Source organism: Kitasatospora sp. NPDC048298 (assembly GCF_043201465.1).
Lineage (GTDB): Bacteria > Actinomycetota > Actinomycetes > Streptomycetales > Streptomycetaceae > Kitasatospora.
Window position 1 is genome coordinate 12,211 of record NZ_JBICYZ010000064.1, and the last position, 12,402, is coordinate 24,612.

General features: G+C 74.3%; 7 protein-coding genes. 6 read left to right on the top strand and 1 reads right to left on the bottom strand.

What is annotated here, in order from left to right:
• Nucleotides 1-38: 38 nt before the first annotated feature.
• Together recN and ACGF0D_RS34175 are read left to right on the top strand one after the other, a co-directional pair.
• Nucleotides 39-1,796, top strand: a complete 1,758-nt coding sequence (recN, locus tag ACGF0D_RS34170) for a DNA repair protein RecN (protein ID WP_392882739.1) — start codon at nucleotides 39-41, stop codon at nucleotides 1,794-1,796.
• A gap of 165 nt (nucleotides 1,797-1,961) precedes the next feature.
• On the top strand, nucleotides 1,962-3,140 hold the full coding sequence (locus ACGF0D_RS34175; RefSeq protein WP_392882742.1) for a glycosyltransferase family 4 protein: 1,179 nt from the start codon (nucleotides 1,962-1,964) through the stop codon (nucleotides 3,138-3,140).
• 63 nt (nucleotides 3,141-3,203) lie between these two features.
• Here the strand turns inward: ACGF0D_RS34175 and ACGF0D_RS34180 are convergent, their stop codons facing one another.
• Nucleotides 3,204-5,204: a glycoside hydrolase family 15 protein gene (locus tag ACGF0D_RS34180; protein WP_392882745.1), complete on the bottom strand. Its 2,001-nt coding sequence runs from the start codon at nucleotides 5,202-5,204 to the stop codon at nucleotides 3,204-3,206.
• Between the two features lie 719 nt (nucleotides 5,205-5,923).
• Here ACGF0D_RS34180 and ACGF0D_RS34185 point away from each other — a divergent pair.
• The 4 genes from ACGF0D_RS34185 to ald all read left to right on the top strand — a co-directional run bounded on the left by ACGF0D_RS34185 (nucleotide 5,924) and on the right by ald (nucleotide 12,336).
• A complete protein-coding gene (locus ACGF0D_RS34185; RefSeq protein ID WP_392882748.1) occupies nucleotides 5,924-7,603 on the top strand; it encodes a CTP synthase in 1,680 nt (559 codons plus the stop codon).
• A gap of 124 nt (nucleotides 7,604-7,727) precedes the next feature.
• Nucleotides 7,728-8,375 (top strand): NUDIX domain-containing protein, encoded by a 648-nt coding sequence (locus tag ACGF0D_RS34190; protein WP_392922873.1) that lies wholly within the window; start codon nucleotides 7,728-7,730, stop codon nucleotides 8,373-8,375.
• 298 nt (nucleotides 8,376-8,673) lie between these two features.
• Nucleotides 8,674-10,959, top strand: coding sequence for an AAA family ATPase (locus tag ACGF0D_RS34195; protein ID WP_392922876.1), 2,286 nt, complete (start codon nucleotides 8,674-8,676; stop codon nucleotides 10,957-10,959).
• A gap of 261 nt (nucleotides 10,960-11,220) precedes the next feature.
• Nucleotides 11,221-12,336, top strand: a complete 1,116-nt coding sequence (gene ald, locus ACGF0D_RS34200; RefSeq protein ID WP_392882756.1) for an alanine dehydrogenase — start codon at nucleotides 11,221-11,223, stop codon at nucleotides 12,334-12,336.
• Nucleotides 12,337-12,402: the final 66 nt, after the last annotated feature.

Genomic DNA, 12,402 nt, shown 5'->3' on the forward strand with positions numbered 1-12,402 from the left:
CCGTTGTCGCTCGTCGCGCGCCGGGGGTGGAACCTCGTATGGTCGTCTCCGTGTTGGACGAGATGCGGATACGGGATCTTGGGGTCATCGACGACGCGGTGGTCGAGCTGGCTCCCGGCTTCACCGCCGTGACCGGTGAGACCGGCGCCGGCAAGACCATGGTCGTGACCAGCCTCGGCCTGCTGCTCGGCGGCCGCGCCGATCCGGGCCTGGTGCGCAACGGCACCGGACGCGCCGTCGTGGAGGGCCGGCTGGAACTGCCGGCCGGCTCCCCGGTGGCGGCCCGCGCGATCGAGGCCGGGGCCGAACTGGACGACGGCGCGCTGCTGATCAGCCGGACCGTCTCCGCCGAGGGCCGCTCCCGGGCGCACGTCGGCGGACGGTCCGTCCCGGTCGGCCTGCTCGCCGAGATCGGCGAGGACCTGATCGCCGTGCACGGCCAGACCGACCAGCAGCGCCTGCTGCGCCCGGCCCGCCAGCGCGGCGCGCTGGACCGGTACGCGGGAGCCTCGGTGGCCGAGCCGCTGGCCCGCTACCGGGAGACCTACCGCGCTCTGCGCGAGGTCTCCGCGACCCTGGAGGAGCTCACCACCCGGGCCCGCGAGCGCGCCCAGGAGGCCGATCTGCTGCGCTTCGGCCTGGACGAGATCGCCGCCGCCGAGCCGGTGGCCGGCGAGGACGAGGAGCTGGCCGCCGAGGCCGAGCGGCTCGGCCACGCCGACGCGCTGTCCTCCGCCGCGACCCTCGCCCACGCTGCCCTGGCCGGCGACCCGGTCGACCCGGAGGCACTGGACGCGGGCACCCTGCTCGCCCAGTCCCGCCGGGCCCTGGACGCCGTACGCCACCACGACGAGCGGCTGGCCGCCCTGGCCGACCGCCTCAACGAGGTCGGCTACCTGCTCGCCGACGTGGCCGGCGACCTGGCCGGCTACGCGGACGACTTGGACGCCGACCCGGTGCGCCTGGCCGCCGTCGAGGACCGCCGGGCCGTGCTCGCCCAGCTGCTGCGCAAGTACGGCGGCGAGGAGAACTCGCTCGCCGAGGTGATCGCCTGGGCCGAGGCCGGGGCGACCCGGCTCGCCGAGCTCGACGGCGACGACGACCGGATCGACGAGCTCGGCGCCCGGGAGACCGAGCTGCGGGCCGAACTGGCCGAGCTGGCCACCGAGGTCTCCCGGGCCCGGTACGCCGCGGCCGGGCGGTTCGCCGAGGCGGTCTCCGCCGAACTCGCCGAACTGGCCATGCCGCACGCCCGGGTGACCTTCTCGATCAGCCAGGTCGACGACCTGGCCGGGATCGAGGTCGATGGGCGCACCGTCGCCTACGGTCCGCACGGCGTGGACGAGGTGGAGGTGCTGCTCGCCCCGCACCCGGGCGCCCAGCCGCGCCCGATCGCCAAGGGCGCCTCCGGTGGTGAGCTGTCGCGCGTGATGCTCGCCGTCGAGGTGGTCTTCGCGGGCGCAGACCCCGTCCCCACCTACCTGTTCGACGAGGTGGACGCGGGCGTCGGCGGCAAGGCCGCGGTCGAGATCGGCCGCCGGCTGGCCAAGCTGGCCGAGTCCGCCCAGGTCGTGGTGGTCACCCACCTCCCGCAGGTCGCCGCGTTCGCCGACCGGCACCTGGTGGTGGAGAAGACCCACGACGGCACCGTGACCCGCAGCGGCGTCAAGGTGCTGAACGACGAGGAGCGGGTGCGCGAGCTCTCCCGGATGCTGGCCGGCCTGGAGGACTCGGAGCTGGGCCGTGCCCACGCCGAGGAACTGCTGGCCACGGCCCGGGCCCCGCGCCGCCGGTAGCGGCCGCCGGCGGCCCCTCGGACGTCGGCGACGCGCCCCGGTGGCGCCGACTGTCCAAGAGGGCCGCCGACCTGGCATGGTGGCGGCTGGACACTGGCTTCCCAGCCCCGAGCGCCGCCCGGCGGGCAATCCTCGCGAAGCGGCGCGCGAACCCGATCGAGTCGGATGCGAGACGACGTGGACCATTCCGCCGCCCGGGCCACCGCGGCCGTCCCCGAACCGGGGCAGCTGCAGGTGGTACTCGTCCTGGCCGCCAGCAGCGGCGGCATCGGTGCGCACGTGCGCTCCCTGGCCCAGGGCCTGGTCGCGCACGGCGTGAACGTCACGGTCTGCGCGCCGGCCGGCGCGGACGCGCTGTTCGGGTTCTCCCGTACGGGCGCCAGGTTCCACACCGTCGAGATCACCCCCACCGCGGGCGCCCGCAGCGACGCCACCGCGATCGGCGAGCTGCGCCGGGCCTTCACCGGCGCCGACGTGGTGCACGCCCACGGGCTGCGTGCCGGGCTGCTGTCCGACCTGGCGCTGCGCACCGCGGGCCGCTTCCCGGGTCTGCGCCCGGAGACCCCGCTGGTGGTCACCTCGCACCACGCGCTGCTGGCCACCGGCCTGGAGCGGCGGCTGCAGCGGCTGATGGAGCGCCGGGTGGCGCGCGCCGCCGACCTGGTCCTCGGCGCCTCCTCCGACCTGGTCGCCCGGGCCCGCGAACTGGGCGCCACCGACGCCCGGTTGGGCCCGGTGGCCGCCCCGCCGATGCCCGAGGGCCTGCTCGGCCGCGCCGAGGCGCGCGCCGAACTGCTCGACGGCGGCCCGGACCGTCCGCTGCTGCTGGCGGTCGGCCGGCTCGTCCCGCAGAAGGCCTTCGGGCTGCTGCTGGACGCCACCCGGGAGCTGTCCACGCTGGACCCGGAGCCGCTGGTGCTGCTCGCCGGGGACGGCCCGGAGGCGGGCGCGCTGCGCGAGCGGGCGGCCACGGAGAAGCTGCCGGTGCGGCTGCTCGGCTACCGCACCGACGTGCCCGACCTGCTGGCCGCCGCCGACGTCGTGGTGGTACCCAGCCGCTGGGAGGCCCGCTCGCTGGTGGTGCAGGAGGCGATGCGGGCCGGCGTGCCGGTGGTCGCCACCGCCGTCGGCGGCATCCCCGAACTGGTCGGCGACGCCGCCGAACTGGTGCCCCCCGGCGACCCGGCGGCGCTCGGCCGCACGGTGCGCGCCCTGCTGGCCGACCCGGCCCGCCGCGAGCACCTGGTGGCGGCCGGCCGGCAGCAGGCCGAGACCTGGCCGGACGAGGCCGCCACCGTCGCCCAGGTGCTCAGCACCTACGACGAGCTGGTGCAGCGCGGGTAGGTCCGCGCCGGGCGGACCGTCGCCCGAGGCCGGCCGGAGGGTGGCCGGCTGGAGGGTCGCCCGCTAGACGGTGGCCCGCTCGACCCGGTCGGCGGCCGGACCGTCCGGCTGGGCGGACAGATACGCGGCGCCGCAGGCGGTCAGCCGCAGGGCGGTGTCGATCAGCGGGACGTGGCTGAAGGCCTGGGGGAAATTGCCGACCTGGCGCTTGAGCCGCGGGTCCCACTCCTCGGCGAGCAGGCCCAGGTCGTTGCGCAGCGCCAGCAGCCGGTCGAACAGCTCGCGGGCCTCCTGCACCCGGCCGATCATGGCGAGGTCGTCGGCCAGCCAGAAGGAGCAGGCCAGGAAGGCACCCTCGTGGCCGGAGAGGCCGTCGACGTTGTTGCCCGACTCGTCGTGGGTCGGGTAGCGCAGCACGAAGCCGTCCTCGGTGGACAGTTCGCGCTGGATCGCCTCGATGGTTCCGATCACCCGCTTGTCGTCCGGCGGGAGGAAGCCGACCTGGGGGATCAGCAGCAGCGAGGCGTCCAGCTCCCGGCCGCCGTAGTACTGGGTGAAGGTGTTGCGCTCCGGGTCGTAGCCCTTCTCGCAGACGTCCGCGTGGATCTGCGCGCGCAGTGCCCGCCAGCGCTCCAGGTGCCCGCCGGAGGGCTCGTCCTCGGGGGTCTGCTCCAGCAGCTTGATGGTCCGGTCGACGGCGACCCAGGCCATCACCTTGGAGTGGACGAAGTGCCGGCGCGGGCCGCGGACCTCCCAGATGCCCTCGTCCGGCTCCTGCCAGTGGTCCTCCAGGTACTCGATCAGGCGCAGCTGGAGGTGGAGGGCGTGGTCGTTGCGGACCAGGCCGGTCATGTGGGCGAGGTGGAGGGCTTCGACGACCTCGCCGTAGACGTCGAGCTGGAGCTGTCCGGCGGCGCCGTTGCCGACCCGGACGGGCCGGGAGCCCTCGTAGCCGGGCAGCCAGTCCAGCGAGGACTCGGTGAGCTCGCGCTCGCCGGCGATGCCGTACATGATCTGGAGGTTCTCCGGGTCCCCGGCGACGGCGCGCAGCAGCCACTCGCGCCAGGCGCGGGCCTCCTCGCGGTAGCCGGTGCGCAGCAGGGAGGAGAGGGTGATGGCGGCGTCGCGCAGCCAGGTGTAGCGGTAGTCCCAGTTGCGTTCGCCGCCGATGTCCTCCGGGAGAGAGGTGGTGGGGGCGGCGACGATGCCGCCGGTGGGGGCGTAGGTGAGGCCCTTGAGGGTGATCAGGGAGCGGATCACGGCCTCGCGGTAGGGGCCCTGGTAGGTGCACTGGTCGGCCCACTCGTGCCAGAAGTCGGCGGTGGCGTCGAGCAGTTCCTCGGCGTCCGGGGTCCTGGGCGGGTCGAGGTGGGAGGCCTGCCAGGTGAGGGCGAAGGCGATCCGCTCGCCGGCGGTGACGGTGAAGTCGGCGTAGGTGGTGAGGTCGCGGCCGTAGGTCTCGGCCTCGCCGTCCAGCCAGACCGAGTCGGGGCCGGCCATGGCGACGGTGCGGTGGCCGCCGTCGGCCTGCGCCACGCGGTGCACCCAGGGCACCACCCGGCCGTAGGAGAAGCGCATCCGCAGGGCCGAGCGCATCCGTACGGTGCCCGAGACGCCCTCGACGATCCGGATCACCTGGGGGACGGCGTCCTTGCCGGCCAGCGGACGCGGTGGCATGAAGTCGATCACCCGGACGGTGCCGCCCTGGGTGTCCCACTCCTGCTCCAGGATCAGCGAGTCGCCCCGGTAGCGGCGGCGGTCGGCGGGCAGGGCGGGGGCGGCGGCGGTGGGCGGGGGCACCCGCAGGTCGGCGGTGTCGGCGATGCGGATCCGGCCGGTGCCGGCGGGGGGCGTGGCGGCGGCCGGCGCGGGGACCTCGGTCAGGACGGCCTCGGCCGGGCCGATCCGCCAGAAACCGTGTTCATCGGTGCCGAGCAGGCCGGCGAACACGGCCGGCGAGTCGAAGCGGGGAAGGCAGAGCCAGTCCACCGCCCCGTCCCTGCTGACCAGGGCAGCGGTCTGCATGTCCCCGATGAGTGCGTAGTCCTCGATACGGCCGGCCACGTGGATCTCCAGTTCGCAATGTGGTCAGGGCATCGGCGAGCGGAGGGAGCGAGCGGTCTGCGGGGCCGGAGGTCCACCCCGGGACGTCCGGCCTGCCGGGGGTGGTGGCGGGCCTTGCTGGAGTGTCCGCGGGGCTCGGTCGAGCCCCTGGAGTGGGTAGGGATGAGCGGGAATACGGGGAGGTCCGGTCGCGCATCGGGGACCGGGAGTGTCCTGACCCTCCCACGCCCTCCGCGTGCTCGTGCTGTCGGCGATGCGTCCGTGCAGCTTACGACGGACGAAAGGGGCGAAGCACGTGGACGCAGCCCGGTGTGGCGCCGCAATTCGGCGGAAATGCCGTGCATCGTGAGGGCGCGGCGCAGGATGGTCCGGAAGGATCACCTCCGCCTGGTCCGGCCGGAGGAGCCGGGATGGTCCGGACGGATGGCGCGCTCTGGCCCGGTCCGGTGGGTTGTGCGACCGGTGTGACACGAGCGGCGTGTGATGCGCCGGTGGTGCGCCCCGCGCGCGCTCCCGGCGCGGCGCGCGCGGCCCGAACGGCGTCCGGTCCGCGTCACTGTTACCCTGGTATCCCGTGGACCGGCGGGATCAAAACGCCCCGGACCAGCCGAACCGACGACCCAAAGAGCGCCGCGCACCACGCCGGCCTCCCGTCGCCCGGCGAACCCCGAGCCTCCCGCCCACGTCACTTTCGACACGCGACCCACGGGAGCCCCCTCTTGGCACAGCCCCATTCCGGCAAGGCAGCGAACGGCCGCGCCGTGACGACCAAGCACCTCTTCGTCACCGGGGGTGTCGCCTCTTCTCTCGGAAAGGGGCTCACCGCCTCCAGCCTCGGCGCGCTGCTCAAGGCCCGCGGCCTGCGCGTGACGATGCAGAAGCTCGACCCGTACCTCAACGTGGACCCGGGCACCATGAACCCGTTCCAGCACGGTGAGGTGTTCGTCACCGACGACGGCGCCGAGACCGACCTGGACATCGGCCACTACGAGCGGTTCCTGGACACCAACCTCCACGGCTCGGCGAACGTCACCACCGGCCAGGTGTACTCGACCGTCATCGCCAAGGAGCGCCGCGGCGAGTACCTGGGCGACACCGTCCAGGTCATCCCGCACATCACCAACGAGATCAAGTCCCGGATCCGCCGGATGGCGACCGAGGACGTCGACGTGGTGATCACCGAGGTCGGCGGCACCGTCGGCGACATCGAGTCGCTGCCGTTCCTGGAGGCCGTCCGCCAGGTCCGCCACGAGGTCGGCCGGGACAACGTGTTCTTCGTGCACGTCTCCCTGCTGCCGTACATCGGCCCCTCGGGCGAGCTGAAGACCAAGCCCACCCAGCACTCCGTCGCCGCGCTGCGCAACATCGGCATCCAGCCCGACGCGATCGTGCTGCGCGCCGACCGCGAGGTCCCGCAGGCGATCAAGCGCAAGATCTCGATGATGTGCGACGTGGACGAGGAGGCCGTGGTCGCGGCCATCGACGCCAAGTCGATCTACGACATCCCCAAGGTGCTGCACGGCGAGGGCCTGGACGCCTACGCGGTGCGCCGCCTGGACCTGCCGTTCCGCGACGTCGACTGGACCACCTGGGACGACCTGCTGCGCCGCGTCCACGAGCCGCAGCACATCGTCAAGGTCGCCCTGGTCGGCAAGTACATCGACCTGCCGGACGCCTACCTGTCGGTGACCGAGGCGCTGCGCGCCGGCGGCTTCGCCAACAACGCCCGGGTCGAGATCAAGTGGGTCACCTCGGACGACTGCGAGACCCCCGAGGGCGCCCAGGCGCAGCTCGGCGACGTCGACGCGATCTGCATCCCCGGCGGCTTCGGCGACCGCGGCGTCAACGGCAAGGTCGGCGCCATCACCTACGCCCGCGAGAACAAGGTCCCGCTGCTGGGCCTGTGCCTGGGCCTGCAGTGCGTCGTCATCGAGGCGGCCCGCAACCTGGCCGGCCTGCCGGAGGCCAACTCCACCGAGTTCGACGCCGCCGCCAAGCACCCGGTCATCTCCACCATGGCCGAGCAGCTGGCCATCGTCGACGGCAAGGGCGACCTGGGCGGCACCATGCGCCTGGGCCTGTACCCGGCCAAGCTCGCCGAGGGCTCGATCGTCCGCGAGGTCTACGGCGGCGAGCAGTACGTCGAGGAGCGCCACCGTCACCGCTACGAGGTCAACAACGCCTACCGCGCGGACCTGGAGAAGACCGGCCTGGTGTTCTCCGGCCTCTCGCCCAAGGGCGACCTGGTCGAGTACGTCGAGTACCCGCGCGAGGTGCACCCCTACCTGGTGGCCACCCAGGCCCACCCGGAGCTGAAGTCCCGTCCGACCCGCCCGCACCCGCTGTTCGCGGGCCTGGTCAAGGCGGCCATCGAGATCAAGACCGCGGCCTCGAAGTAGTTCTCCTCCGCCGCAGTCGGCCGTCGTCGTCGACAGCGGTCGTTCACCGGACGGCGGCCCCGCGATTCCCGCGGGGCCGCCGTTCGGCGTTAGATTGTGTCGTACTGACGAAAAGGGGAGAGCGATGGACGAGCAGGGCCGCCAGGGGATCTTCGACGTGGCCGAGGAGTGGGAGGTCCGGGCGAGCGGGACGCCGTTCCAGGGCAAGGTCACCGGGGTGCGCAGCGAGGAGGTCCGGATGCCCGACGGCAGCTGGGCCCGCCGCGACTACCAGACCCACCCCGGCTCCGTCTCGGTGCTCGCCCTGGACGACGAGCAGCGGGTGCTGGTGCTGCGCCAGTACCGCCACCCGGTGCGCCAGCGGCTGTGGGAGCTGCCGGCCGGCCTGCTCGACGTCCCCGGCGAGAACCCGTGGCACGCCGCGCAGCGCGAGCTGTACGAGGAGGCGTACTGCAAGGCCGGCACCTGGCGGATCCTCGCCGACTACTACACCTCCCCGGGCGGCACCGACGAGGCGCTGCGGATGTTCCTCGCCACCGACCTGGCGCAGGCCGAGGGCGAGCGCTACGCCGCCGAGGGCGAGGAGCAGGAGATCGAGGTCGCCTGGGTGCCGGTGCCGGAACTGATCCGGCTGATCCAGGCGGGGGGGCTGCACAACCCGACGCTGGTCACCGGCACCCTCGCGGTGCACGCCGCGCTCACCGGCCCGGACGGGCTGGACGCGCTGCGCCCGGCGGACTCGCCGTGGCCGGCCCGGCCCTTCGAGGCCTGAGAGGGTCGGGTCCCGGCAGACCGGGGTGGGTCGGGTCGGGCCGGTCGGGCGGCCGGCCGAGGGACCGGTCGAGGGGCCGGTCGAGGGGTGACCGGGTCCGTGCGTTGAGTCGTTGGGGTGATTTGCGGATTCGTACGACCGGATGTCACCTCGGCTGAGCCGGACGGTCGAACTACGCTTCGCAGACAGGGCGCCCGTCCCGGGCCGCCTCCGCTGGGCTCCGGGCGAGCTCCGGAGGCGGGGCACCGGATGCCGAGCGTCGGATGCCGAGCGCGGGACGACATCGGGAGTGGCACGGGTGGCGAGGAAGACGGCGACGATGGACCCCGGCCCCGGCACGCCCGCCGGGGCCGTCCCGGGCCTGGAGCGGCTGCCGGCCGGGCCCGCGCTGTTCGTCGGACGGCGCGCCGAACTGGCCGCGCTGCGGGCGGCCGCCGCCCGCCCGGCGAGCGGGCGCTGCCCCGTACTGGTGCTGGCCGGGCGCCCCGGGTCCGGACGGACCACGCTGGCCGCCCGCTTCGCCCGTACCGTCGCCGCCGACTATCCGGACGGCGTGCTCTTCGTACGGCTGTCCGCCCCGGACGGCGGCCGGATGCCGCCCGCCCGGGCCGCCCGGCTGCTGCTGGAGCAGCTCGACCCGCAGACCGCCGTGCCGCTGCCCGGGGCGGGCGAGGACGGGCGGGACGAGCCGGGCTGCGTGGCGCTCCGCGAGGCGCTCGCGGGGCTGCGGGTGCTGCTCGTGCTGGACGACGTCCGGGACGCCGGACAGGTGTGGCCGCTGCTGGCCGACGAACCCGGCTGCCTGGTGCTCGCCACCACGGCCGGGCCGCTCACCGGAATCGAGGACATCGACCCGGTGATCCTCGGCGGGCTGGACCGGCCGGCCTCCGGTGAGCTGCTGGCCGACCTGGTCGGCGGCACCCGGATCTCCTGCGACCCGGTCGGCGGGGCCGACCTGGCTGAGGCCTGCGCCGCCCGGCCGGCCGCCCTGCGCCTGATGGCGGGGTGGCTGCGCGGGAACCCGAAGATCGCGGTCACGGACGCGGCGCGTGAGCTCAACCGGGTGGTGGGGGAGGAGACGGTGGTGGGCAGGGGCTCCGCGGAGCCTGTTGCGCCCGCCGCGCCCGTTGAGGCCATGGTGGCGGCGGTGAAGGAAAAGGGGACGGGGGCGCGGACGGGGGCCGGGGCGGGAACCTCGAAGGGGAAGGGGCAGGGCAGGGGAGCGGGGAAGAACAATAAGGAGGGGGAGCGGGGGGCGAAGTCTCCCGGCGCTCCCGCGGCCGGGGCGGCGGGGCCCGTACGGTCTGCCGGGGCGGCGGGGCCCGTCGCGGCTGTGGGGGATCTCACGGGGAAGCAGGTCCCGGGGACGCCGGTTCCGGGGAAGCCGCTCTCGGGGAGGGCGGCCGAGGGCCGGGCCGGTGAGCCCGTCGTGGCGGCCGCCGGCGCGGTGACCGAGTCGGCCGGTGACCCGGCGGCCTGGGTGAAGCCCGGTCCGGGGCCGGCCGAGCCGGTGCCCGTCCCCGACAACGACCCGCTGCTCGGTGCGTTCACCCTGCTGTACCGCGGACTGCCGGCCGCCCAGGCGCGGATGCTGCGCACCCTCACCCTGGCCCCGGCCCAGACCGCCGACCCGCGCACCGCCTCCGCCCTGGTCGGCTGCCCGGTGCCGGACGCCGCCGTGACGCTCGCCACGCTGGCCGAGCGGGAGCTGCTCGGCGAGGAGGCGCCCGCTGCCGACGGCACCCCGCGCTACCGGGTGCCCGGGCGGCTCTACCCCCGGCTGGTCCGGCTGTGTGAGCAGGAGGACCGGCCCGCCGAGACCGAGCTGGCCCGGGCCCGGCTGCTGGAGCGGCTGGTCCGGCTCACCGAGTCGGCCCGCGCGCTGCTGGACCCGACGGCCGGCCCCGCCCCGGAGCCGCTGCCCGCCCCGCTGCGGCTGCGCTCGGCGGCGCACGCCCGCGAGTGGTTGCTCGGCGAACGGGAGCTGCTGCTCGGGGCGGTCGCCGACGCGATCGGCCAGGGGGACCTGGACGGTTCGGCCGGGCGGCTGGTCACCGCGCTGCTGCGGGCACTGCCGCTGACCGGGGCCGCCGCCCCCATCGACCTGTACCGGCTGCACGAGCTGGTGCTGACCGTCGCCGAGCGCAACGGCCGCCCGCGCCGGGCCTCGGCCGCGCTGCTGAACCTGGGCGACCTCCAGGCCTCGGCCGGCCGCTGGTCCCCGGCCGCCGTCCACTACCGGGCCGCCCTGGAGCACGCCCGGAGGGCCGACGACGAACCGCTGTGCGCCCGGGCCCTGGAGAGCACCGCCAACTGCCACCGGGCGCTCGGCGACGCGGTGCGTGCCGCGGACTGGTACGGCCGGGCGCTCGGCCTGCGGCAGGCCCTCGGGGACCACGCCTCCGAGGGCCGGCTGCTCGCCAGGGTGGCCGAGGCGCACACCGCGCAGCGCCGCTTCGACGAGGCGGACCGGGAGTACCGGGCCGCGCTCGCGGTGCTGCGCCGGGTGGGCGACGAGCGGGCCCTGGAGGCCGTCGGGGCTGCCCTCGCGGACCTGCGGGAACGTGCCGACGCCGCGTGGTGATGGGCGTTTCGGAGGTATTGTCGAAGATGCCCGGTTAAGACCTCTTCGGTGGGTAAGTCGCAGGGGAAGCCTACGAACCTGCCAATGCGCGCGGGAAAATTATTCACTTTGGAAGGCTGACACGCCGACTGGGCTTCATTACACTCGGACTCAGTCGCGCAGCGATCCCCGCCCCGGGCTGCCCCGGAGGCTTCCCCACGTGCGCGTCGCCCACCGGTCTTCTCCGGTCGGGACCCCCATGGCAAGAGGACGTGTTTAGCCGTGAAGGTCGGCATCCCCCGCGAGGTCAAGAACCACGAGTACCGCGTGGCCATCACGCCCGCCGGCGTGCATGAGCTGGTCCGCAACGGACACGAGGTCTACATCGAGGACAACGCCGGTGTCGGCTCCTCGATCCCGAACGAGGAGTACGTGGCCGCCGGCGCCACCATCCTCCCCACCGCCGACGAGGTGTGGGCCACCGCCGACCTGCTGCTGAAGGTCAAGGAGCCCATCGCCTCGGAGTACCACCGGCTGCGTAAGGGCCAGACCCTCTTCACGTACCTGCACCTGGCGGCCGACCGGGCCGGCACCGACGCGCTGATCGCCTCGGGCACCACCGCCATCGCGTACGAGACCGTGCAGCTGTCGAACGGCGCGCTGCCGCTGCTCGCCCCGATGTCCGAGGTCGCGGGCCGCCTGGCCCCGCAGGTCGGCTCGTACCACCTGATGCGCCCGGCCGGTGGCCGCGGCACCCTGCCGGGCGGCGTTCCCGGCACCCACCCGGCCAAGGCCGTCGTCATCGGCGGTGGCGTCTCCGGCTGGCATGCGGCCACCATCGCCGTCGGCATGGGTTACGAGGTGACCCTGCTGGACCGCGACATCAACAAGCTGCGCGAGGCCGACCGCATCTTCGGCACCAAGGTCAAGACCATCGTGTCGAACGCCTTCGAGCTGGAGAAGGCCGTCCTCGAGGCCGACCTGGTCGTCGGTGCCGTGCTGATCCCGGGCGCCAAGGCCCCGAAGCTGGTCACCAACGAGCTGGTCTCCCGCATGAAGCCGGGCTCCGTGCTGGTCGACATCGCCATCGACCAGGGCGGCTGCTTCGAGGACTCGCACGCCACCACGCACGACGAGCCGACCTTCAAGGTCCACAACTCGGTCTTCTACTGCGTGGCCAACATGCCGGGCGCGGTCCCGAACACCTCCACCTACGCGCTGACCAACGCCACCATGCCGTACGTGCTGGAGCTGGCCAACCGCGGTTGGAAGGACGCGCTGCGCCGCGACGCCGCGCTCGCCAAGGGCCTGAACGTGCACGAGGGCCAGATCACCTTCCCGGCCGTGGCCGAGGCCTTCGGCCTGGAGTCGGTCTCCCTGGAGAGCGTGCTCGCCTGAACACCCTGACCGCCCGGCGGTCGTTCGCCCCCGACCCGATCTCTTCGGGCCGGGGGCTTCGCCATG